At 54.6% G+C, this 21,608-nt stretch carries 23 protein-coding genes and 1 pseudogene; 19 read left to right on the top strand and 5 right to left on the bottom strand.

The features are described from left to right. The first annotated feature begins 13 nt into the window (after window positions 1-13). Genes K3759_RS13545 through argE form a run of 5 tightly spaced genes read left to right on the top strand, consistent with a single transcriptional unit; the run spans window position 14 to window position 5,969 of the window. Window positions 14-430, top strand: a complete 417-nt coding sequence (locus tag K3759_RS13545) for a RidA family protein (protein ID WP_173487692.1) — start codon at window positions 14-16, stop codon at window positions 428-430. Next, entirely contained in the window at window positions 427-1,101 is a 675-nt protein-coding gene (locus K3759_RS13540) for a DUF1028 domain-containing protein (protein WP_173487691.1), read from the top strand. The genes K3759_RS13545 and K3759_RS13540 overlap by 4 nt, the downstream gene beginning before the upstream one ends. 14 nt (window positions 1,102-1,115) lie before the next feature. Beyond that, window positions 1,116-2,612 carry an aldehyde dehydrogenase gene (locus K3759_RS13535; protein WP_259982559.1) on the top strand — a complete coding sequence of 499 codons (1,497 nt, stop codon included), beginning with the start codon at window positions 1,116-1,118 and terminating at the stop codon, window positions 2,610-2,612. Between the two features lie 58 nt (window positions 2,613-2,670). Further along, window positions 2,671-4,740, top strand: coding sequence for an FAD-dependent oxidoreductase (locus K3759_RS13530; protein ID WP_259982557.1), 2,070 nt, complete (start codon window positions 2,671-2,673; stop codon window positions 4,738-4,740). Continuing rightward, window positions 4,737-5,969, top strand: a complete 1,233-nt coding sequence (gene argE / locus K3759_RS13525; protein ID WP_259982555.1) for an acetylornithine deacetylase — start codon at window positions 4,737-4,739, stop codon at window positions 5,967-5,969. The genes K3759_RS13530 and argE overlap by 4 nt, the downstream gene beginning before the upstream one ends. Here argE and K3759_RS13520 read toward each other — a convergent pair. After that, window positions 5,904-6,839, bottom strand: a complete 936-nt coding sequence (locus K3759_RS13520) for a LysR family transcriptional regulator (RefSeq protein WP_259982553.1) — start codon at window positions 6,837-6,839, stop codon at window positions 5,904-5,906. The genes argE and K3759_RS13520 overlap by 66 nt on opposite strands. Before the next feature lie 346 nt (window positions 6,840-7,185). On the opposite strand from K3759_RS13520, the gene K3759_RS13515 reads away from it, so the two are divergent. The 8 genes from K3759_RS13515 to purU all read left to right on the top strand — a co-directional run bounded on the left by K3759_RS13515 (window position 7,186) and on the right by purU (window position 15,345). Further along, entirely contained in the window at window positions 7,186-8,259 is a 1,074-nt protein-coding gene (locus K3759_RS13515) for an ABC transporter ATP-binding protein (RefSeq protein ID WP_259982551.1), read from the top strand. 95 nt (window positions 8,260-8,354) lie between these two features. Beyond that, window positions 8,355-9,179, top strand: coding sequence for an ABC transporter permease (locus K3759_RS13510; RefSeq protein WP_259982550.1), 825 nt, complete (start codon window positions 8,355-8,357; stop codon window positions 9,177-9,179). Further along, window positions 9,176-9,979 (top strand): ABC transporter permease, encoded by an 804-nt coding sequence (locus K3759_RS13505; RefSeq protein ID WP_259982548.1) that lies wholly within the window; start codon window positions 9,176-9,178, stop codon window positions 9,977-9,979. The genes K3759_RS13510 and K3759_RS13505 overlap by 4 nt, the downstream gene beginning before the upstream one ends. Before the next feature lie 32 nt (window positions 9,980-10,011). Beyond that, window positions 10,012-11,028 (top strand): extracellular solute-binding protein, encoded by a 1,017-nt coding sequence (locus K3759_RS13500; RefSeq protein WP_259982546.1) that lies wholly within the window; start codon window positions 10,012-10,014, stop codon window positions 11,026-11,028. Between the two features lie 50 nt (window positions 11,029-11,078). Beyond that, window positions 11,079-12,728 carry an amidohydrolase gene (locus K3759_RS13495; protein ID WP_259982544.1) on the top strand — a complete coding sequence of 550 codons (1,650 nt, stop codon included), beginning with the start codon at window positions 11,079-11,081 and terminating at the stop codon, window positions 12,726-12,728. Continuing rightward, window positions 12,712-13,086, top strand: a complete 375-nt coding sequence (locus K3759_RS13490) for a GMC family oxidoreductase N-terminal domain-containing protein (protein ID WP_259982541.1) — start codon at window positions 12,712-12,714, stop codon at window positions 13,084-13,086. Before K3759_RS13495 ends, K3759_RS13490 begins: the two co-directional genes overlap by 17 nt. A gap of 204 nt (window positions 13,087-13,290) precedes the next feature. Then, window positions 13,291-14,322, top strand: a complete 1,032-nt coding sequence (locus K3759_RS13480) for a GMC family oxidoreductase (protein ID WP_259985643.1) — start codon at window positions 13,291-13,293, stop codon at window positions 14,320-14,322. Between the two features lie 138 nt (window positions 14,323-14,460). Continuing rightward, entirely contained in the window at window positions 14,461-15,345 is an 885-nt protein-coding gene (gene purU / locus K3759_RS13475) for a formyltetrahydrofolate deformylase (protein ID WP_259982538.1), read from the top strand. A 284-nt stretch (window positions 15,346-15,629) separates the two neighbouring features. Here the strand turns inward: purU and K3759_RS13470 are convergent, their stop codons facing one another. Continuing rightward, window positions 15,630-16,037 (bottom strand): hypothetical protein, encoded by a 408-nt coding sequence (locus K3759_RS13470; protein ID WP_259982536.1) that lies wholly within the window; start codon window positions 16,035-16,037, stop codon window positions 15,630-15,632. Between the two features lie 21 nt (window positions 16,038-16,058). Here K3759_RS13470 and K3759_RS13465 point away from each other — a divergent pair. Further along, window positions 16,059-16,331, top strand: a pseudogene (locus tag K3759_RS13465) (transposase); the annotation flags it as partial. A 559-nt stretch (window positions 16,332-16,890) separates the two neighbouring features. Here the strand turns inward: K3759_RS13465 and K3759_RS13460 are convergent. Then, complete coding sequence (locus K3759_RS13460) at window positions 16,891-17,802, bottom strand: AraC family transcriptional regulator (protein ID WP_259982534.1); 912 nt, start codon at window positions 17,800-17,802, stop codon at window positions 16,891-16,893. A 128-nt stretch (window positions 17,803-17,930) separates the two neighbouring features. On the opposite strand from K3759_RS13460, the gene K3759_RS13455 reads away from it, so the two are divergent. Next, window positions 17,931-18,764, top strand: a complete 834-nt coding sequence (locus K3759_RS13455) for a cysteine hydrolase (RefSeq protein ID WP_259982533.1) — start codon at window positions 17,931-17,933, stop codon at window positions 18,762-18,764. Window positions 18,765-19,164: 400 nt separating this feature from the next. Here the strand turns inward: K3759_RS13455 and K3759_RS13450 are convergent, their stop codons facing one another. Both K3759_RS13450 and K3759_RS13445 read right to left on the bottom strand, forming a co-directional pair. Beyond that, window positions 19,165-19,491 carry a YnfA family protein gene (locus K3759_RS13450; RefSeq protein WP_259982532.1) on the bottom strand — a complete coding sequence of 109 codons (327 nt, stop codon included), beginning with the start codon at window positions 19,489-19,491 and terminating at the stop codon, window positions 19,165-19,167. A gap of 109 nt (window positions 19,492-19,600) precedes the next feature. Beyond that, window positions 19,601-20,020 (bottom strand): helix-turn-helix domain-containing protein, encoded by a 420-nt coding sequence (locus K3759_RS13445; protein ID WP_173487732.1) that lies wholly within the window; start codon window positions 20,018-20,020, stop codon window positions 19,601-19,603. A gap of 70 nt (window positions 20,021-20,090) precedes the next feature. Here K3759_RS13445 and K3759_RS13440 point away from each other — a divergent pair, with 70 nt between their 5' ends. The 4 genes from K3759_RS13440 (at window position 20,091) to K3759_RS13425 (ending at window position 21,608) form a co-directional block, all read left to right on the top strand. After that, window positions 20,091-20,498: a mercuric transporter MerT family protein gene (locus K3759_RS13440; protein WP_259982530.1), complete on the top strand. Its 408-nt coding sequence runs from the start codon at window positions 20,091-20,093 to the stop codon at window positions 20,496-20,498. Between the two features lie 15 nt (window positions 20,499-20,513). Next, on the top strand, window positions 20,514-20,819 hold the full coding sequence (locus K3759_RS13435; RefSeq protein WP_259982529.1) for a periplasmic mercury ion-binding protein: 306 nt from the start codon (window positions 20,514-20,516) through the stop codon (window positions 20,817-20,819). 370 nt (window positions 20,820-21,189) lie between these two features. After that, complete coding sequence (locus tag K3759_RS20295) at window positions 21,190-21,474, top strand: mercury resistance system transport protein MerF (protein WP_259982527.1); 285 nt, start codon at window positions 21,190-21,192, stop codon at window positions 21,472-21,474. Next, window positions 21,471-21,608, top strand: coding sequence for a hypothetical protein (locus K3759_RS13425; protein ID WP_259982526.1), 138 nt, complete (start codon window positions 21,471-21,473; stop codon window positions 21,606-21,608). The genes K3759_RS20295 and K3759_RS13425 overlap by 4 nt, the downstream gene beginning before the upstream one ends.

Below are 21,608 nucleotides of genomic sequence, written 5' to 3'. Positions count from 1 at the left end.
CAAGGAATAGATCATGGCACATACCCGAATTCGCAAATTTAACACTTCGGACACTTATCCCGAACAGAACCTAGACAACGATCTATGCCAGGCTGTCGTGACCGAAGGAGGCAAGATTGTCTGGTTGCGCGGCCAATGCCCGCAGAATCTCGATGACGCAAAAAACATCGAGAGCCACGATCCTGTAGAGCAGACGCATAAGGTCATGCAGAACATCAAGCAACTAATTGAAGAAGCCGGAGGTCAGATGGAGCATCTGGTAAAAGTTGTCGTCTACATCACCGATGTTCGTCATCGCGAGGCCGTCTACCGAACCATGGGCGAGTACATCAAGGGCGTGCATCCGGTCTCTACCGGGCTTGTCGTGCAAGCGCTGGCCCGTCCAGACTGGTTGGTGGAGATCGACGGCACAGCGGTGATCCCGCAATGACGTTTTCATTGGTAGCTCGTTGCCCCGACACCGGCATGTTCGGCGTGGCGATTTCCTCGTCCTCTCCAGCGGTGGCAGCGCGTTGTTCATTCGCCCGGGCTGCTGTGGGCGCTGTTGCCACTCAGAATGTCACTGACCCATCACTGGGGCCAGCGACGCTTGATCTGATGCAAGATGGCCTGACGGCAGTTGAGGCAATCGCACGAATGCAGGAAGAAGCGTCTTTTCTGGAGTATCGACAGGTGCTTGCCGTGGACACGGCAGGGCGAACGGCCATTCACTCCGGCCCCAAATCTCTTGGTATCTGGACTGATGCGCAGGCTGAAAATGTCGCTTCTGGCGGCAATCTGCTGGCCAACGACCGCGTCCCGCAGGCCATTGTAGACGGCTATTTGACGGCTACAGGTCACATCGGCGACCGATTGATTGCCGCAATGCGCGCAGGTTTGGCCGCGGGCGGGGAAGCGGGGCCAGTACATTCTGCAGGCATGAAGATCGTCGATAAAGTCAGCTGGCCGGTCGCCGATCTGCGCTGCGATTGGACTGAAGAGTGCCCCATCGAAAACATCGCGACGGCTTGGGACATCTATAAGCCGCAGCTCGACGCCTACATCCAGCGCGCACTAGACCCTCGGGAAGCGCCTTCTTACGGCGTACCGGGCGATCAATAACCAAAGGACATCTCATGCTCGATTATACCCGCAAGGACTGGGCGACACGCGCGGCCAATTTGGACATCCGCAGTAAAGCGTTTATTGACGGTGCTTTCGTTGATGCCGTTTCCGGTAGGACCTTTGAAAGTACTAATCCAGCCACCGGCGCAGTGTTGGCGCTGGTTGCTGAATGCGACGCCGCCGATGTCGATCTGGCGGTGGCAGCCGGCCGCCGCGCCTTTGAGGATGGCCGCTGGTCGCGCATGGCACCGGGCGACCGCAAAGCGGTTCTGCTGAAACTGGCAGATTTAATCCGCGAAAATCTCGCGGAAATGGCTTTGTTGGACAGCTTGGACATGGGCAAAACGATCACTGATGCCACCACTGTAGACGCCCCCGGCTCGGCTCATTTCTTCCAATGGTATGCTGAGGCGATCGACAAGCTCTATGACGAGGTTGCTCCAACCGGGCCCGGTGATTTGGCACTGGTCCGGCGTGTGCCCTTGGGAGTCGTAGGGGCCGTGGTGCCGTGGAACTTCCCGCTTGATATGGCGACATGGAAATCGGCGGCCGCCTTGGCTGCTGGCAACTCAGTGGTTCTAAAACCGGCTGAGCAATCGCCGCTGTCGGCGCTGCGTCTAGCCGAGTTGGCCTCTGAGGCGGGGCTACCCGATGGTGTGCTTAACGTTGTGCCGGGTTATGGCGCAACGGCTGGAAAGGCGCTTGGCCTGCATATGGATGTGGATTGCCTCGCCTTCACCGGATCGACAGCTACGGGCAAGCTTTTCATGCAATACTCCGGTCAATCCAACCTTAAACAGGTTTGGCCGGAGACAGGGGGCAAAAGCCCCAATCTTGTGTTTGCGGATTGTGAAGATCTCGACGCCGCCGCCGACATGGCCGCCTTCGGCATTTTCTTTAATCAGGGCGAGGTCTGCTCTGCCAACTCGCGTCTTTATGTCGAACGCTCGATCAAAGACGCGCTGGTTGAGAAGCTGGTCGCTCGCGCGGAGAATATGCAACCCGGCGATCCGCTGGACCCCGCTGCGAAGATGGGTGCCATTGTCGATGAGAAGCAGACACAAGGGATCATGGGGTTTGTAGAAGCTGGCCAAAAGACCGCTGATCTTGTGACTGGGGGGAGGCGGGTGCAGGTCGACGGGAAGGGCTGTTTCGTACAGCCGACGATCTTTACAGATGTCGCGCATGATGATCCGCTGGCCCGTGATGAAATCTTTGGCCCGGTCTTGTCGGTGATCTCCTTTGATCGCGAAGAGGATGCCGTCGCTATGGCCAATGATTCAATCTACGGTCTGGCGGCTTCGGTCTGGACAGACAACCTTTCGCGCGCCTGCCGGGTAGCAGACCGTCTGAATGTTGGTACGGTTTCCGTCAATACGGTCGATGCGCTATCGGCCCAGACCCCATTCGGGGGCGTGAAGCAATCCGGTTTTGGGCGCGACTTGTCTCTGCATTCGCTGGACAAATACACCGCGCTGAAAACCACTTGGATCAAATACAAAACCTGATCATGCCGGGCGTCCGAGTTGGACGCCTCTGACACGACCTTCCTTTTTGGAGATTAAAATGCGCGACCCTCGTTACGACATTCTGTTCGAACCCCTTCAGATTGGCCCGCTGACCGCCAAGAACCGGTTTTATCAAGTCCCACATTGTAACGGTGGCGGGTACAGAGATCCTTCTGCCGCGGCGGAGATGCGCGGAATCAAGTCCCAAGGTGGTTGGGCGGTAATTTTCACCGAACAATGCGAAATGCACCACACATCCGAGATTACGCCGTTCATTGAGTTGCGGCTGTGGGAAGACAAAGACATTCCGCAGCTACGACGTATGTCGGAAAAGATGAAAGAGCATGGGGCGCTGGCCGGCATTCAGCTTGCCTATTCGGGTATCAATGGCCCGAACCTCTATTCAAAGGAAGTGCCGCTGGCGCCCTCCGCGCTGCCGATCCGCACATTTACTAACGATCCGGTGCAGGCCCGCGCGTTGTCCAAGACCGAGATTAAGGATCTGCGCCGCTGGTTCGTGAACGCGGCCAAACGGTCACGAGAGGCAGGGTTTGATCTCATCAATCTCTACGGCGCACATGGGTTCGGCATTTTTCAGCACTTCCTCAGTCGCGCAACCAACCACCGCACAGACGAGTATGGTGGCTCACTAGAGAACCGTGCCCGTTTCGCAAATGAGGTGATCGGTGATATCCGGGACGCAGTGGGGGACACGATGGCCATCGCACTCCGCGTATCTCTTGATGAGACGATCGGCGAGCTGGGCTTTTCGAATGCCGAAGTCCGAGATTTTGTCGAGATGAACCGCAATTTGCCTGACATCTGGGATCTGGCACAGGGGACTTGGGAGGATTGCTCAGGCCCATCGCGTTTCAAGGAGGAGGCTGCCCAGGAACAATTGGTGAAGGGCATTCAAGACCTGACCGATAAGCCGATTGTCGGTGTTGGCCGCTTCACCTCACCTGATGTTATGGCCAAGATGATCAAATCCGGCACGCTTGACATGATCGGCTGTGCGCGGCCTTCCATCGCGGACCCGTTCCTGCCTAAGAAGATTGAAGAAGGACGGATAGAGGATATTCGCGAATGTATTGGCTGCAATATCTGCATCACTGGCGACATGACCATGTCCATTAGCCGCTGCACACAGAACCCGACTTTTATGGAGGAATGGCGTAAAGGTTGGCACCCGGAAACAATGAACTCTAAGGGCACCAGCGAGAATGTGCTGGTTATCGGATCGGGCCCCGCTGGACTGGAAGCGGCCTGGGCGCTGTGCCGCCGTGGCTATGACGTGGCGGTGGCTGAAGCCCGCGACGTCATTGGAGGCCGCGTCACCCGCGAACGTGCATTGCCTGGCCTCTCAGCCTGGGGGCGTGTCGTGGATTATCGCGACTACCAGCTTTCTCAGCGCCCGAATGTAGAGATTTACCGTGCCAGCGAATTGGATGCAGAAAGCGTGTTGGAGTTTGGCTTCCAGAACGTCGCGATCGCGACTGGTTCCACGTGGCGGCGCGACGGTGTAGCGCGCCAGCATGTTGTGCCGATGCCGATTGCGGAGGGTGCGAAGGTATACACGCCCGATGATTTAATGGGTGGCACTGTGCCGGGTGGCAATGTCGTGATTTATGATGACGATCACTACTATATGGGCGGCGTCTTGGCCGAGCTTTTGGTCAAACAGGGCGCGAAAGTCACTTTGGTCACGCCGTCGGCCTATGTCTCTGACTGGACCAACAACACGCTGGAGCAGGCCACCATTCATGCGAAGCTTGACAATCTTGGTGTCGAAATCGTGTTGAACCGTGGCATCACCGAAGTAGGCGCGGGCCATGTGGTCAGCAATTGCGTCTATACTGGCAAAACACGCAGCTATGAGTGTGACGCGGTCGTCATGGTTGCCTCGCGGATCGGCAACGACCAACTGTTTCATGACCTTGCGGCACGACAAGACGAATGGGCAGATGCGGGTATCCGGTCGGTAAAACTGTTTGGTGATGCGGAAGCCTCCGGTCCGATTGCATGGGCCACTTACGCAGGCCATCGCTATGCCCGCGAACTTGATGGAGAGGATATCGGGGACGAGTTGCCATTCCGCCGCGAGATCACGGAGTTGGCCGCAGAATGAAGCCCCACGCGACGACGCTGGATATCCTTGACCAGTTGATCGCCTTTCCAACGGTCAGCGCTCAGAGCAATCTGGCGCTGATCGACTATGTTGACGATCTGCTGAGCAATGCTGGTTTTGTCACGCAGCGCATCCCCGATCCGGAGGGCGAGAAATCCGGCCTCGTCGCGCGGATCGGCCCTGAGAGACCGGGTGGGGTGCTCCTGTCGGCGCATAGCGACGTTGTGCCTGTTGCGGGCCAGGAGTGGACATACCCACCTTTCAAGTTGACCCGTGACGGCGATAGGCTTTACGGGCGCGGCACCACCGACATGAAAGGCTTTCTCGCTTCAATGTTGTCGTTTGCACTGCGCGTAGCCGACACGCCGTTGGCAGAACCATTGATGTTGGTGATCTCCTATGACGAAGAAGTCGGCTGTCAGGGCATCCGCAAAATGCTGCCCGGGCTAGAAAATCTGGGCTGGTCACCAGACTTGTGTATCGTTGGGGAGCCTACTTTAATGGTTCCCGCAACCGGACATAAAGGTAAGGCGGCGTTGCTAGCAAGTTGTCGCGGTATAGCGGGGCATTCGGCCCTTGCGCCGTACTATGTAAATGCACTTCATCTGGCCGCCGATTTTATTGGCGCACTCAGGGACATCCAGAAGGGATATGCCGGAGGAACCGGACAGGACAGCGCTTATGATATTCCTTATTCTACTGTACATGCGGGAAAGCTGACAGGCGGTACGGCGCTGAATATTGTGCCGGAGAAAGCTGATATCGAATTTGAGTTGCGACACCTCCCACATGACGACCTGCAACATTTCCTGGATTTACTCGACAAGGCTAGGGCGCAGATTGTTGCTGCGCATAGCGCAATGGCAAGTGACGTCGGAATCGACATAACCGTGACCACGACCTATCCGGGTTTGGAGATCGACCACGACAGCGCAGTAGTGCAGCGCGTGGTGGACCTCGTTCAAAGCGATAGTCTCACGAAAGTGCCTTTCGGTACCGAGGCAGGTTTTTTCGCAAATCTCGGAATTCCTACGATCGTCTGCGGGCCGGGAAACATGGAGGGTCAAGGGCATAAGGCTGATGAATTTCTTAAGCTCGACCAGCTTGGTACCTGCGATCTGATGATGGACCGTCTGCTTAAGCGGATGACCAAAGGTTCAGTCTCAAGCAGACTTAATCCCAAGCAGGGCGTCCGCACGTCCTTCAATCCAGCTTTCGGCATGCGCTAAGAATGTCTTGAGCAATTGCGTTCGATCCGTATCGCTGCCTGTCAAGAAACCAAGCTTCATAGGACGTTGATCGCCTGCAAGGGGCACAAAGCGCAGCGGTTTGCCATCTGGTGCAAGGTCGTTAGCAGGTCTGAAATTTACAATGGAGAACCCAAAGCCGTTGGCCACGAGGCCGCGCATGACCGCCATGTCACGGGTGCGTTCGGCGATGTTCGCACGCAGACCTTTGGTTGCGAAGAAGGACAGAAAGTAATCTGAACTATGAGGCAGGTCCAATAACACCATTGGATGTGACGCCAGTTCTTCAACGGTGATCTCTGACAGCTCCGCTAGCGGATGGGTTTCATTCAAGGCGACGAGCGGCGGTAGTTCTAGGATCGGGAGGAAATGGAGGTCCCGCGGCAGGCTCAAATCGTAGGTCAGTGCGACGTCGATCTTTGCCTGGCGAAGTAGGCTGAAGAGTTCTGATTGATCGGCCTCTATTTGAGTGATGCGGACGTCTTCATATTGACTAACAAAACTCTGACGCAGGCCGGGCAACACGGTTTGAGCGAAAGTACTAAGGCAGCCGATCGACAATGGGCCGCGTATAAAACCCGAAAGATCGCCGGCGAGATCTTGTATTTCCGCTGCTTGGCGCAGGACGTATTTCGCCTGTTCAAGCAATTGGCGTCCGGCCGCAGTCGGCGTGAGGCCTTGTGCATGGCGACGAACGAATAGTTTGACCCCAAGTTCATCCTCTAGCTGCGAAACACCCGCGGATATAGAAGGGGAAGAGACATTCACAAGATGAGATGCCGCCGCGATACTGCCAGTTTCACCAACGGCGACGAAATATTCCAACTGTCTGAACGTATATCGAAGTGGCATTGGTTGTACCCGCTATAGTGATCGGTGCGTCCGGCATACCTAAACGATAAAAACTTGCTGCGTAAGCGGTACTTCAACTGTGCCTAATCAATTGGCCGGATTGATCAATATTTACGCAGGCAGGAGCATACTCCCTGGTCGTAGGCTATAGATTTCTTGCTGACATCGCCTTATTTCATAGGCGTTTTGCCCGAATATCTCCGCGGATTAGGAATAGGCTAAGCATACCTTCCAGAAGTGCTCATTGATCGGTTCCGGAACTTGCCGTCTACATAGCTAAATACCGTCACATCTGCTTGTGAAATGGCAGGTCGGGCGGCGTGAACTTGCAACTTGGGGAAGCCGGATGAACCAGCAAAACGCAGTCGAAGTCAACGCGGTATCCAAGAACTTTGGATCTTACCAAGCGCTCCGTTCCGTTAGCTTTAATATCCGCGAAAATGAGTTCTTCACAATGCTAGGGCCTTCGGGCTGCGGAAAAACCACACTGTTGCGCATGATGGCGGGATTCGAGACGCCAGACACCGGCAGTATCAGACTGCATGGTCGCGATATCGTTGATATCCCGCCCCATAAGCGCCGGGTGAATACCGTGTTTCAAAGTTACGCGTTGTTTCCCCATATGACCCTCTCGCAGAATGTTGCCTTTGGGTTGGAAAACCTCGGTTGGGACAAAGCAAAAATTCGTAGCCGTGTGGGCGAGATGCTTGAGCGGGTGCATATGGACGCCTTTGCAAACCGCAAGCCGGCTCAATTGTCCGGCGGGCAGCGACAGCGGATCGCGTTGGCGCGCGCTCTCGCACCAGACCCGGAAGTGCTGCTCCTGGACGAACCGCTCTCGGCGTTGGATTTGAAGCTGCGTCAGGCGATGCGCAACGAGTTACGCAGTCTACAGCGCGACACCGGTATCACATTCGTTTTCGTGACCCATGATCAAGAAGAGGCGCTGGACATGTCAGACCGTATCGCGGTGCTGGGTAGCGGTGAAATCCAGCAACTTGGCGCACCGTCGGAAATCTACGAAGACCCAGCCAACCGCTTTGTCGCCGATTTCATCGGCGAGACGAATTTCCTTGATGTTGAGGTTTTGAAAACCGCTTCGAAAACAGCAACCGTCCGTACACCCTTCGGACAGGTTATCACTGTGCCTTCGACGGCGGCAATCGGACTGGGAAAAGCGACCCTGTCGATCCGGCCTGAAAAGCTCAATTTGGGCGACCAAGCTGAAGGGATTGATTTCGAAGCTAAGGTGTTAAGCAAGCAATACTTGGGCGGATATACGCATTACCTCCTTTCAGCGGGGGGAGCTGAAATACGGGCTTCGCGCCGCAATGCATCCCGAGAGGGGGACGTGATCCCGGTAGGCGGTATCGTCAATGTCGGTTTTGTTGAAACTTCGGCGCGGGTATTAGCTGCATGACTGATATCGCATCGCATCATAGCCCCCTTTTGCCACGAGCCCGTCGCCGTGGAATCAAACTCCCCTATCTTGGGCTACTCCCCGCTTGGCTAATCATGGGTTTCGCTCTGATCCTGCCCATCTTCATCGTTGGGGCTGTTTCCGTTGCGACACGTGGGGCTTACGGAGGGTTCGATTGGGGATTCGATCTTACTGGCTATCGCCAAATCATGTTCAACGAAGGCTGGACTGGCGAGATGGAATTTACGGCGCAATATCTAATCATCATCTTTCGTACCATTCTGTTGGCAGCTATCACGACGGTCCTTTGTCTAATCCTCGCAGTTCCAGTGGCCTATTGGATTGCAAGCCAACCTGGGCATCGCAAATCAATTCTCGTTTTTCTGGTCACTCTGCCGTTCTGGATGTCAATGATCCTGCGGGTCTATGCCTGGATGATCATTCTCGGGAAGGGCGGCCCGCTCCCGCGGTTCCTCGGCCTTTTCGGAGCGCCAGAGGGGATGACGCTAATGTATAACGATGGCGCAACGCTGGCAGCGATGGTCTATACCTATATCCCGCTAATGGTGCTGCCTGTTTTTGCCTCCATTGAAAAGCTCGACGGCACACTGATCGAAGCGGCGCATGATCTCTACGGCAACCGTTGGGTTACCCTGCGCCGCGTTATCCTGCCGCTCACCGCTCCCGGCATCGCCTCGGGTGCCATTCTCGTCTTCGTGCCAGCCCTTGGGGCGGTGCTGGAACCGATCTTAATGGGCGGTGGCAAACAGATGATGATGGGGTCGCTCATCCAGCTTCAGTTCGGGGGCGGGCGCAATTGGCCCTTTGGGGCGGCAATTGCCATCACCCTTTTGACGGTCGTGATGCTGGTGCTGATTGCCATTGCGATCCGCAGCGCCCGTAGGGAGATGAAGCAATGAATAGGCACCATAACGTTAAACGCTACCCTGGGTTGGGGCTGCTCAGCATCGCTTTCTTTGCTTATCTCTATGCGCCCCTTTTGATCGTCGTACTCTATTCATTCAACGCGAACCGTATAACCAGTGTTTGGACCGAATTTTCCTTTAAGTGGTACGGCTCTGCAATGAACAACAGCGCGCTAATGGCTGCGCTCAAAACCTCGCTTATAGTTGCGGGAATTGCGACCGTGGTGGCCACAACGATTGCCTTGCTTGCAGCGCTGGCAATCATTCGTGGCAAAGGCGTGCGCTTTCGCAAGCTATCGGAAACTGTGGTCAACCTGCCGCTGCTGCTGCCCGAGATTGTCTTGGCCGTCGCGACGTTGATCCTATTCTCGCTGATAGGGTTGCAAAACGGCCTGCTCAAGCTTGTCATTGCGCATTCTGCCTTCTGCACCCCATTCGCTTTCCTCCCGATACGGGCGCGCCTTCAGGGCATGTCACTGGACCTCGAAGAGGCCGGGATGGACCTCTATGCCACCCGTTGGACAGTGTTCCGCCGAGTGACATTACCTCTGATTTTTCCGGGGCTGTTCTCGGGGGCTATGCTGGCGTTTTTGATTTCGATGGATGATTTCATCACTTCAAACCTCCTTAGTTCGGGCGGCACGACCACGTTGCCGGTCTATATCTTTTCTCTCATTCGGGCCGGAACGTCACCGGAACTGAATGCAATCGCGACCATGCTAATTATCGGTTCGATCCTGCTTGCAACGATTGCCCTGTCCGTGGCTGCTCACGGTCAGAACAACAATGACTGACGCTTCATAACTAAGTCTAACTGGAGAATGACATGAACAAACTTTATTCAGCCACGGCCATCGCGCTCTGCTTTGGCACCTTAGCGGCGGCCGAAGGTAAGCTAAATCTCTACGTCTGGTCTGAGTCGATCGCGCCTGAACTCATCGAAAAATTCTCCCAGGAATATGACGTTGATGTCAGTGTAGATGGCTATACCTCTAACGAAGACCTGCTAACCAAGCTGCAGGCAGGCGCCTCTGGCTACGATTTGGCGGCACCTTCCCAGCACTTTTTGCGCATCATGATCGACGAGGAGCTGATCGAAGACTTTGGGGCCAGTGAACTCGATGCCTATGACGCCATTGACGAGCGCTGGCGCAACCAATGGTGGGACGAAACGCAGGAGTATTCGATCCCGTTAGCCTACGGCTCTGCTGGTTTCGCCGTAAACACCGCAGAATACGACGGCCCGACCGACAGTCTCAAATATTTCTTCGAGCCGGAAAGCGATCTAGCAGGCAAAATCGCTATGTTGTCCTACCCAGACGAGGTTATTGGCGCCGCACAGCTCTATCTCGGGATACCCTTCTGCTCGGAAGACCCAGATGAGATGAAGCGGGTGCTGGACTTGCTCATGGCACAGAAAGAACACGTAGCAGCATATTCATCTGACAACATCGAAGGACGCCTCAGTTCTGGTGAAGTTGCCGCGCATTTCTGGTGGGACGGTGAAGTGGTTCGCGCAAAAGGCGACGGGGCACCGGTTGAATACGCGATGACTAAGGAAGGCTTGGTGGGTTGGATCGACAGTCTCGTGATCCCCAAAGGCGCGCCGAACCGCGACAACGCCATTAAGTTCATCGAATTCATTTCGACGCCGGAGAATGCTACCGCGCAAATGAACTACTACGCACATTCATCGCCGCTTGAGGTCGTCGAAGCCGATAAAAAATACACCAAAGAAAATGCGCCTGCCCTCTATCCCGAGGTGCCGGTCGAGATGTCTCGCAGTTGCTCGCCCGCCGCGCAGGATTTGGTGACCCGGGTCTGGACCCAGCTTCTGCAGTAACAAATTTTCGGAGGGCCATCGGCCCTCCAATCCACGTCAGGGGGCAGTTCATGTCGGTCGATCTCTGTATCTTCAACGTGAAAATTCGGTCAATCTTTGCGCCCCCCGGGACCACTGCGCTGGCCATAAAATCAGGTCAGATCGTTGCGCGGGGAACGGACGCTGACATCTGTGCTCAGGCAGGGACTGCGACCCGAATGATCGACGCCCAAGGTCGTGAGCTGTTGCCGGGCTTTATCGAAAGTCACCTGCATCTTTTTATGGGCGGCGCGACGCTTTCAATGCTGAATTTGACCGATGTATTTGGGTTTGACGCGTTGAATGCGGCTTTTCAGGCATTCATCAAGAAAAATCCTGGCAAGGGTATCTTGACCGGTTTTTCTGCAAATTACACAATCGTCGGTGATAACGCGCGCCCTGACCGGCACCTTTTAGATAGAATTTCCCCGAACCGGCCGATCTGCATGCTGGCAGTTGACCTGCATTGTGCTTGGGCTAACACCCGTGCTCTTGAACTCGCTGGTATTTTGCATGGTGCCGACGTCGGGCAGGGGGCCGAAGTAGTCATGGGGAACGACGGGCTGGCCACGGGCGAATTGCGCGAATTCGAAGCCATGCGCTATATCCAAAACCTGACGGATTTGCAGGGGCGAGACAGCCTCGACAATACTGGTATAGAACCAGTTGCTGAGGAAAGCCGCGCCCATGATCAGGCCTTAATTCGGCGGGCTGGGCTCTATTGCGCACAGCATGGTATCACCTCAGCTGTGAATATGGACGGCAACCCCTATCAGGCCGGACTAATGCGCGACTTGGCACAGGCAGGGGAGATGCCTGTGCGGGTCAGCTTACCTTTAAAACTGGTTGAGAAGGATGGCCCTGAAGGGGTCGACCGCATTGATCTCTTCGGTGAGGAGGTGCGGGGCTGGCTGCATTTTGGTCGTATCAAATTGTTCCTTGATGGCGTTTACGACACTTGGACTGCCCTAACTGTGTCCGATTATCCTGAACGGGCTGGCTTTCGGTCCGAACCATTGATCGCACCAGAAGTATTTAACGCCATCTGCGTTGCGGCGGATAAACGAGGAATTCAGATGGCGACCCATGCGGTAGGGGACGGCGCAGTGCGCGCAACTATTGATGGCTACGAAGCTGCACAAAAGAAAAATGGCAAGCGAGACAGCCGCCATCGCATTGAACATATCGACACTATTACTTCCCCTGATCTGGATCGGCTTAAACCGCTTGGTATTGTCGCATCAATGCAGCCGGTCCATCCGCCGGGTTCTGCTGGATTGCCGTTGGAGCCGACGACAACGATCATGGGGCGCGGGCGGTGGGATACGGCCTTCCCATGGAGGATGATCCGCGACCGCGATATCCCGCTTGCTTTTGGAACAGATTGGCCTGTCTCTCCCCTATCTCCGCTTTACGCAATCCATTGTGCGCTTGCCCGTAAGCCTTGGGGGCCAGACACGCCAGATCAGAGGATCAGTCTTGAAGAATGCCTTTTGGCCTACACCACCGGTGGTGCCTATGCGGACTTCACGGAGGATTGTCGGGGGGCGCTGCAAGAAGGGTTCGTGGCGGATCTGGTCTTGATAGATGGCAGCCTCGACGATCTGGCGCAGGACAAAGACGCCGCGCGCATCTCTCTAACAATTTGTGACGGAAAAATTACCCATGACGCAGAGCTTTGACTACATCATTATTGGCGCCGGATCGGCAGGATGCGTCTTGGCAAACCGTCTGTCCGTTCAATCCAAGACGCGTGTCTTAGTGGTGGAAGCGGGCGGCGGACAAAGCGATCCTCGCGTCAAACTTCCTGCTGGTATCCTTGCGATGTATGGCCGCAAGCGCTTTGATTACGGATATGTCGGTACGCCACAGCCCGAATTAAACGACAGGCGTATTCCAGTTAATCGGGGCAAGATGCTCGGCGGATCGTCCTCCATGAACTCGATGCTCTATATTCGCGGCGCGGCGCAAGACTATGACGAGTGGCGCGACCTTGGCTGCGAGGGATGGGGGGTGGAACGACGTACTGCCGATCTTTAAAGACCTTGAGTGCAACACCATAGGACAATCGACGGACTTTCATGGCAGTAATGGCGAACGGCACGTCAGCAACCCTACCGACCCGAACCCTGTCTGCGATCAGTTCATTAGGGCGGGGGAGACGCTACAGTTGCCGCATAACATGGACTTCAACGGACCTTCTCAGCTCGGTCTTGGAATATATAACGTTACCAAAAAAACGGACTGCGCTTCTCGTCCTACAATGCTTTTCTCCAACCCGTCCTACACCGGAAGAATCTGGAAGTGTGGACAGGAACCGAACTGACGAAGCTTGTGATCAAAGATGGGCGGGTGACCGGCGTCGCGCTTAAGCGGAACGACAAAATTGTTGAGGTTACCTGCGCGGGCGAAGTGATCTTGAGCGCAGGCGCTATTGGTACGCCGATGGCTTTGATGCAATCCGGAATCGGGCCTGCTGACGTGCTAAAGGGAGCAGGTGTGGAGGTTCTACACGATCTGCCGGGGGTTGGTCGCAACCTACGCGATCACGTAGATGGGATGATCACCGTGCGTAGTCCATCAGCGCGCACTCTGGGGCTTTCGTTTGCGAACTGGCGGCGACTAATAAGTGCGCCATTTGCCTTTGGTAGCAAACGGAAGGGCGAGCTTTCGACCAACTATGTCGTCGCGGGCGGGTTTGCCAAAACCCCTCTCGCTGATGAACTACCGGACGTGCAGTTCCATTTCGTTCCTGGCTATCGCAGTCACCGCGGGCGACTGATTGAGTGGGGGCATGGATTTGCAGTTCATACCTGCGTCCTTCGGCCCCAGTCCGTCGGACAGATTACAGTTGGACGGGAACAAGGCGAACTGGTGCCCTTAATTGACCATCGTTTTTTTTCTCACAGTCGAGATGCGGAAGTCTTGGTCGAAGGTATTAAATTGGCGCGCCGTATTTTTGCGGCGGGGCCAATGGCTGATCTTGAAGGGAGTGAAATACTACCCGGATCCGATGTCAAAAACGATGCTGATATTCTTGCCTATCTGCGCGCGGAGGCCTTAACCGTGTACCATCCTGTTGGCACCGCGAAGATGGGACATGACGCAATGGCAGTGGTTAATTCCGATACCCTCAAGGTTTACGGTTTGGCCAACCTCCGGATCGGTGATGCTTCGGTCATGCCCATGTTGATCGGCGGCAATACCAACGCGCCTTCAATGATGATCGGTGAGAAATGCGCGCGCATGATAACTTCGGACTGGCGGGCGGCTTGAGGGGGTGTTGCCTAAGGTCGATTTCGCTCTCGCCGTTGCCATGCTACGTGACCCAGCAGCGGAAGGAATGCAGACAGGGCTATCGCCGTCTTACCTCCGTCGCTTATTCCCTGCTATTGAAAACCAAGAGTTGAGCCCGTGACCCAGTTTTGTTTGACTGTTAGTTGCCCTTCTAAACGCGGAATTGTTGCAGCAATCGCAAATTATATCGCGCAGAATGGCTGTAATATTACCGACAGCACCCAGTTTGACGATGCTGATAACGGGCAATTTTTTATGCGCATCAGCGCGGAAGCCGAAACCGGTGCTATGCTCGCAGACATTAGCGAGGGCTTTAACGACGTGGCAGGTCGCTTCGACATGTCCTACGAGTTTCATGATCAAGGTAAACCGATGAAGGTCGTCGTAATGGTTTCACGTTTCGGCCATTGTCTTAACGATCTTTTGTACCGGGTGCGCATTGGAGCCCTACCGATTGAGATCGTTTCGGTAATCTCAAACCATATGGATTATCAGAAGGTCGTGGTGAACCATGATATTCCATTTCACTACATAAAGGTGACCAAAGAAAATAAACCCGAAGCTGAGGCGCGGATCATGGCCGTGGTCGAAGAAGTAGGCGGAGAATTGATCGTGCTCGCCCGCTATATGCAGGTTCTCTCTGATGCCATGTGCCAGAAGATGAGCGGTCGAATTAACAACATTCATCATTCTTTTCTGCCTTCGTTCAAAGGAGCGAACCCCTACAAGCAAGCCTATGAACGTGGCGTAAAGCTTATTGGCGCGACTTCGCATTATGTGACCGCTGATCTGGATGAGGGTCCGATTATTGAGCAGGATACCGTGCGAGTTACCCATGCGCAGAATGGGTCGGATTATGTTTCGCTAGGGCGGGACGTAGAAGCCAGCGTGTTGGCTCGAGCTGTCCATGCTCATGCTAACTACCGCGTGTTTCTAATCGGGAATAAGACTGTAGTGCTTCCCGCATCGCCTGGTAGCTACAGCTCAAAACGTATGGGATGAAAAGTACATCGTCGGACCAAGCGCAGCGGTCCCGCCTGCGCCAAAAGTATTGGGGGCGTCCGCATACCGTGTGGGCCGCTATGCGGAAACTTCCCGCCGTTCGTTGCGGGCGCTCAGTTTTCGCTGCGGTTGCGAGGACTCCGACACGAAGGGCGGGAAGCAGACATTCGCTGCAGCGCAGCAGGGCGTTTTATCAACGACCAGAGCGGAAATTCGGATATCGAACTTCTGTTCGTGCGCCGGCTCTAAATAAACGTATAATTTCAAACCTAAACCTGAAAGCTTCAGTCCGAACTCGACATGATATAGGCGAGAAGGCCCATCGCGTTGTGGAGTTGGCTTCGTTTAATCTGCCCGCCGAGACAGACTCGGATCGCTTCGGCGGGATTGCCAGAAACAGTGAAGGCGTCTGACGGCATGATCCCCACTCCTGTGCCTGCCATGCGCCCGATCATTTCGGTGCGCGTGATGCCTTTGGGCAGGTGAAGCCAGACATTGAAGGCATGTGGGGTCGATTCAAAGCGGAACCCGTTCAAGGCTTGAGAAGCTATCGCCTGACGTGCGAGTGTTTCCTCGCGGACAAAGCGGCGGATGCCGTCCGCCGTGCCGTCGATAATCCAACGTGTTGTGTCTGACGTCAGCACCCATGGGACAGATTTGTTGATTTGAATAAGGGAGGATTTCTGGTTCATCTTATCGATTAGGAGATCGAGATGACAAAGAAACCCCAGACGTCGAAAGACGCCGCCGAGAAGGTGGTCAAAAATATCCGGCGTAAGACCCGGCAGACATATTCAGCTGAAGAAAAGATCCGCATTGTCTTGGCAGGCTTGCGTGGCGAGGAAAGCATCTCGGTGCTGTGCCGCCGTGAGGGTATTGCTGAGAGCCTGTATTACAGCTGGTCGAAAGAATTTCTGGAGGCAGGCAAAAGGCGTCTGTCTGGGGACACTGCGCGTCAGGCGACGTCGGCAACAGTGACGCCGCTACCGTTCGCTGCGACGACATAGAACGGCAACGCCATCAGGGTCGCGCCGCCCAGCCACTGGGACTGGAGGAACAACCGGAATCGGCTATCACTCCTCAGGACATGCCAACCGCAGCTGAGCGTGCGGCTGTATAGCTCCGCTTCAGGATTCGAATGTACGCTTTCAAGACGGACCTCGGCGGTTTCATGCAATAGGTAGAAGTGCCGAGGACAAGACCTATTCTCGAGCGGCTATCTCCAAGTTAATTGCCGTTTTGACCGAAATCTTGAAAGGCGGTTAGATCCGCCCAGCAGACCTTGATGCTCGTCGTAGCTAAAGTCAGCCGTGATCCCAAATTAGTCGCCGCGGAGATGGCTATTTTTGCACTCGCAGCATCAGCGCGCCCGGCGATACTGGCCCAGAGCGGACCTTCATGCGTGCCGCATCGGAGGTTTGGTTCGCAACCAAACTACCTGGATGCTGCGACGTGACCAAATGTTAACTAACAATACTTGTGCCACAATCTGGAACAACCCTTTTAAGTGGAGAGTCGAATTGGGATTTGCACCAATCCGAATTGTTACCTCCTAAGTAAAGATGCTCGGAACGCCCGAGGCGGTTGACCGGTCGTTGTCTCAAACGCACGACTAAATGCACTGCGGGATGTAAATCCAACCATTTCGGCAACTCGTTTTACGGGTAAGTCTGTATCACGTAACAATGCACCTGCGCGTCGCATCCGCAGGTCGCGCAACAACTCTATCGGACCAGATCCATACGCGCTGGAAAATCGCTTGGCAAATGCCGCCCTGCTCATACCGACACTGTCTGCCAATCTTTCGACCGTATGATTGTCTCCGGGTTCATCGAGCATGGCGCGCAACGCTTTCCATACCGTTGGATCCGCCAAGGCAGCCATCCAATGCAATGCGTTATCGGATACGGCCAGCCGTTTACGGAGCATTTCGATCATACATTGCGTCAGTAGGGCACGGATCATAGCCCGGCTGCCAAGACTCGGATTAGCTATTTCATACAGCAAGGTTTGTAAGGCCGGGTGCATCCGGTTGGGTGCCGAAACATTTTCGATCAACGGCTCACGTATCAGATCAATGATGTCTGCGACCCCACGCAGGCCAACATCGACATGGGCACAAAGGGCAATCAATTGCCCCTCTCCGCCACAATCAGATGTTGCCATGAGATGTCCAAGGCGCAAAGCGGCGGGTTTGCACTTTGGCACCGGGTTGCTCGTCACGCCAAAACTGTGGAGTCCATGGCTTTGCAGCGCAGGGATAAGTACAAGCGAACCACGATATACCTTAAAGGGTGCGCGAGACCGAAGGGTGATTTCACCTTCACCTGATAGGATGTAGTGCAACGTTGCAGAAGCATCGCGCTCAAGACCAAGATTGCTGGTACCTTGCAATTCGCAAATGGCGAAGGGGTTTGTCGTGATTTCAAGCTCGTCAAAGATATGTTCAAATTCCATGAACTAGTTTTGGCCGTTATCTGGACGAAAAAACACCTATTTTCTACCCACCGAGCAAATTCAAGACGAATAGGCACATGCGGCATCGTATTTAATGGATACATCCAACCAACATAAGGAATTCTAAGATGTGTAATTGCGATGATCCAAACCACAACCACGGCACAATCTCTCGTCGCGCCGCCCTTCGCGGAGGGTTGGCGGTAACTGCGGCAGCTGCAACAACAGTAGCAGGTGCAACAGCGGCATCTGCCCAGACTGCAGACCCCTATGCCGATCCAGAAAATTCCGTTCTGCCACCTTCTAATATGAAACTGGATCTCAGTCGCGCTGCTTTGGTTGTTACTGATCCTCAGATCGATTTTCTAAGCCCTGATGGCGTGACGTGGGGCGTGGTAGGTGCATCGGTGACAGAGAACAACACTGTCGAAAACATCGAAACCTTGTTCAAAGCTGCAAAAGCTGCGGACATTACAGTTGCTGTGTCGCCGCACTATTACTACCCAACCGATCATGGTTGGAAGTTCGAGGGCGCGCTGGAAAAGCTAATGCACAAAATCGGTATGTTTGACCGGCCAGGCCCATTGAACCTTGAAGGTTTTGACGGGTCTGGTGCTGACTGGATGCCACAGTACAAGAAATACATCAACGATGGCAAAACAATCGTGACGTCTCCGCACAAGGTTTACGGAAACGACACGAATGATCTGTCACTGCAATTGCGTAAGCAAGGTGTTGATCAAGTCATCTTATCGGGTATGTCAGCAAACTTGTGCACTGAATCCCATATGCGTGAACTGATAGAGCAAGGTTTTGAAGTTGCTGTTGTTAAAGACGCGACCGCTGCTGCGATTATCCCAGATGGCGATGGCTACTTAGCCGCTTTGACCAACTTCCGCTTTATCGCGAACGCTGTGTGGAGCACGCAAGAAGCGGTGGCAATGATCAAAGCAGCCAGCTGATAAAGTTGGGAAGCCCGCACTAATTTTTAGTGTGGGCTTTTTCGGCTGTGTTGGCCATTTCGAAACCTGCGCTATTGGAGCAATATGCAAGGGAGACACCTAACCGTCTACAACCAGAAAGTGGAAGCAAACATTGGTGCAAGTGCTGCGAAACCCCTTTTTGTCCGCTCAGAACACCCCAGTGTTTGTTGCAGCTAACGTCGGCAAGGAGTCCAAATTTCTATATGCTGCAGAACACCTAAATGGCAGCTTTCGAAGTCAGTGAGCGAAACAGACCGTCACCGCAATTTTAATACCCGATTACAATACGAAGCTTTCTGATTTGCTGAATCGTTAAACCAGCTAAGCAGACAAGTTGGCACAGTGTTTGAAGCTGTTTAAGTTGCCACAGGAGCATCCTTCACATACTGCGCGGAGCCCAAAGGATTACGCTTGCACCGGCAAGGCAAATGATGGCTCCGATGACGTCCCAATGGTCAGGCCTGTGACCCTCGACAACCCAGAGCCAGAGCAGGGACGATACAATGTATACCCCACCATAAATGGCATAAGCGCGTCCTGCCTGATCGGCGGGACTGAAGGTCAACAGCCAGGCGAATGCCCCGAGAAGCAACATCCCTGGCACCAACCAGAACACGCTTTTGTCCAATCGAAACCAAGCCCAGAAGGCGAAACATCCCGCAATTTCGGCCAGCGCCGCTAAGAAATAAATTAGAACCGTCTGCATTTGTGAGTTACCCATTTCAGAGAGAAGTCAATCAATTTGCGCCCACTCATCCGCTAATAACGGAGCGCTTCCGATCAACCACTCTGTTACCTCACAAACACTCGTCCACCTATGTTTCGAGAAGCGCGTCGATGACGGCACATTCGGGGGCAGCATCACCGGTGCAGCGCGCAACGGTCTCTGACAGGACGCGCTCGATCCGCTTCAGGTCGGCGATCTTTTCCTGCACATCTTGAAGATGGCTCTCGGCAACAGTTTGAACCTGGGCGCAGGTCTGGGTCCGGTCATCGACCAATCCCAACAATCCCCTGATCTCCTCCAATGAAAAACCAAGATCACGGGAGCGCATGACGAATTTCAACCGTCTGACATGGATTTCGTCATAACATCTGTGACCTTTTGCGCTGCGCGGCGGGTCCGGCATGATGCCAACCGTTTCATAATAGCGGATGGTTTCAAGGTTACAGCCCGTTGCTCTGGCGACGTCAACACGCCGCAACGGCTTCACGCTTATGTTATCAACTTTCATGAGAAACTCCTTGTGCCTGTACTTCCTACAGACCGTAGAACGGTGGAAAGAATAGGACAAGGGCGATTCGATGGACCAAGCTATTTCTGACCAGACATCCGACCAGACCCGACAGGCCGGCGATGATACCAAGAAAGGCTGGGGTGCGACTGGCTTTGGCGTTCTCGGCGCGCTGGCAATGACTTCGTGCTGTATCCTGCCGCTTGTGCTGGTGAGCTTCGGCGTGACTGGCGTCTTCATCGCGCAGCTTGGCGCGCTCTATGCCTACAAGTGGGTCACGTTCACGTTGAGTGCCGCGTTTATCGGATATGGGTTTTACAAGGCCTACAAGCCGGTGAGCCCGGACGCTTGTGCCGATGGCACTTGTGCCCGCCCGATCAACAGGACTGTCATGCGGGTGACCCTTTGGGCAGCCGCCGCAATTGTCGCCGTGGCGATGGCGTTTCCCTACATCACACCCCTCATTCTCAAATTCTGAGCAAGGAACAAAATCATGAAACACATATTGCTATCGTCAGCGCTGGCCATTGCTGCATTTACCTCCGCAGCCTTCGCCGAAGAGCGCACAGTCGAGATCGCGGTCAGTGAGCTGACCTGTCCCTCCTGTTCATTCATCGTTGCCAGTTCGATGCGCGGCGTTCCATCGGTCAGTATTGAAGAGTTTGTCGAAGGGCCAGAAGCTGGACACGGTGTTTACAGTGTCACCTTCGACGATGCTGAAACCAGCGTGGAGAACATCATCGATGCCGTCACAGACAACGGCTATCCCGCCTCGGCTTTGCCGGACTCTGAGTCCTAACTTCAGAGAATTCCGAACCCGTAAACACCCTGATGGGCGGGCCGCTGGCGTTTGGAATTGCGACCCCGGTCGTGATCATGTGCTGCGGAGGCGGCACGGCTCTGCTGGCTGCAACGGTCGGTGGGATTGGAGCCTGGCTGTCAGGTTTTGGTGGGCTTTCCATCGCCCTCTTAGCAGCGCTCGCCTTACTCGTCCTTTGCGAAGTCCAACGATCTGCCAAACGCCGTGCCTCGAATTCTAATAATTTTCAGACAGAAAGAGTGTTACTTGACCCAGAATACTGAAAACCCCGACCGCATGCTTAAATGGGGGTTGGGCGGCGCGCTTTTTGCTGCCCTGTGCTGCTTCACCCCCCCTCTTGGTCATCGCCGTGACCGGTGTCGGACTGTCGGCTTTGACCGGCTGGCTCGACTACGCGCTGTTTCCCCTGCTGTTCTTTTGCCTCGCCGTTGTGTCGCAGGCGCTCTGGCTACGTGCGGGCAAGCCGGGCCCGGCTCCAAAAATCTGGGCCTCTGCAATTGCCGCTGCTCTGTCGATCCTCATCATCTGGATCGAGTTCCGCTTTGCTCTGCGGATCACGGTTGGCGCTTTCGTGGCTGTCGGCGTCTACGCCCTTCTCCTCAACAGAGCGAAATCAAAAGGAGCTGCACAATGATGATGGGGTCTTGCACTGCGGTTGGCATGTTCTTCGGAATTCTTGGCATGCTGACACCGCTTATGGCCATTGGTGCGATCATTTATTTGGTCGCTGCCAAACGAAAGAACTCTAATCTGGACGAGGCACGCTGA

This window comes from Sulfitobacter sp. W027, from assembly GCF_025143985.1.
Taxonomy (GTDB): domain Bacteria; phylum Pseudomonadota; class Alphaproteobacteria; order Rhodobacterales; family Rhodobacteraceae; genus Sulfitobacter.
Note: the sequence above shows the minus strand (reverse complement) of the source record. Positions and strands in the feature narration are given on the sequence as shown.

What these genes read in the sequence shown, in the direction of transcription:
- K3759_RS13545 (WP_173487692.1), top strand. Translation starts at nt 14, where the DNA reads ATGGCACATACCCGAATTCGCAAATTTAACACTTCGGACACTTATCCC.
- K3759_RS13540 (WP_173487691.1), top strand. Translation starts at nt 427, where the DNA reads ATGACGTTTTCATTGGTAGCTCGTTGCCCCGACACCGGCATGTTCGGC.
- K3759_RS13535 (WP_259982559.1), top strand. Translation starts at nt 1,116, where the DNA reads ATGCTCGATTATACCCGCAAGGACTGGGCGACACGCGCGGCCAATTTG.
- K3759_RS13530 (WP_259982557.1), top strand. Translation starts at nt 2,671, where the DNA reads ATGCGCGACCCTCGTTACGACATTCTGTTCGAACCCCTTCAGATTGGC.
- argE (WP_259982555.1), top strand. Translation starts at nt 4,737, where the DNA reads ATGAAGCCCCACGCGACGACGCTGGATATCCTTGACCAGTTGATCGCC.
- K3759_RS13520 (WP_259982553.1), bottom strand. Translation starts at nt 6,839, where the DNA reads ATGCCACTTCGATATACGTTCAGACAGTTGGAATATTTCGTCGCCGTT.
- K3759_RS13515 (WP_259982551.1), top strand. Translation starts at nt 7,186, where the DNA reads ATGAACCAGCAAAACGCAGTCGAAGTCAACGCGGTATCCAAGAACTTT.
- K3759_RS13510 (WP_259982550.1), top strand. Translation starts at nt 8,355, where the DNA reads ATGGGTTTCGCTCTGATCCTGCCCATCTTCATCGTTGGGGCTGTTTCC.
- K3759_RS13505 (WP_259982548.1), top strand. Translation starts at nt 9,176, where the DNA reads ATGAATAGGCACCATAACGTTAAACGCTACCCTGGGTTGGGGCTGCTC.
- K3759_RS13500 (WP_259982546.1), top strand. Translation starts at nt 10,012, where the DNA reads ATGAACAAACTTTATTCAGCCACGGCCATCGCGCTCTGCTTTGGCACC.
- K3759_RS13495 (WP_259982544.1), top strand. Translation starts at nt 11,079, where the DNA reads ATGTCGGTCGATCTCTGTATCTTCAACGTGAAAATTCGGTCAATCTTT.
- K3759_RS13490 (WP_259982541.1), top strand. Translation starts at nt 12,712, where the DNA reads ATGACGCAGAGCTTTGACTACATCATTATTGGCGCCGGATCGGCAGGA.
- K3759_RS13470 (WP_259982536.1), bottom strand. Translation starts at nt 16,037, where the DNA reads ATGAACCAGAAATCCTCCCTTATTCAAATCAACAAATCTGTCCCATGG.
- K3759_RS13460 (WP_259982534.1), bottom strand. Translation starts at nt 17,802, where the DNA reads ATGGAATTTGAACATATCTTTGACGAGCTTGAAATCACGACAAACCCC.
- K3759_RS13455 (WP_259982533.1), top strand. Translation starts at nt 17,931, where the DNA reads ATGTGTAATTGCGATGATCCAAACCACAACCACGGCACAATCTCTCGT.
- K3759_RS13450 (WP_259982532.1), bottom strand. Translation starts at nt 19,491, where the DNA reads ATGCAGACGGTTCTAATTTATTTCTTAGCGGCGCTGGCCGAAATTGCG.
- K3759_RS13445 (WP_173487732.1), bottom strand. Translation starts at nt 20,020, where the DNA reads ATGAAAGTTGATAACATAAGCGTGAAGCCGTTGCGGCGTGTTGACGTC.
- K3759_RS13440 (WP_259982530.1), top strand. Translation starts at nt 20,091, where the DNA reads ATGGACCAAGCTATTTCTGACCAGACATCCGACCAGACCCGACAGGCC.
- K3759_RS13435 (WP_259982529.1), top strand. Translation starts at nt 20,514, where the DNA reads ATGAAACACATATTGCTATCGTCAGCGCTGGCCATTGCTGCATTTACC.
- K3759_RS13425 (WP_259982526.1), top strand. Translation starts at nt 21,471, where the DNA reads ATGATGATGGGGTCTTGCACTGCGGTTGGCATGTTCTTCGGAATTCTT.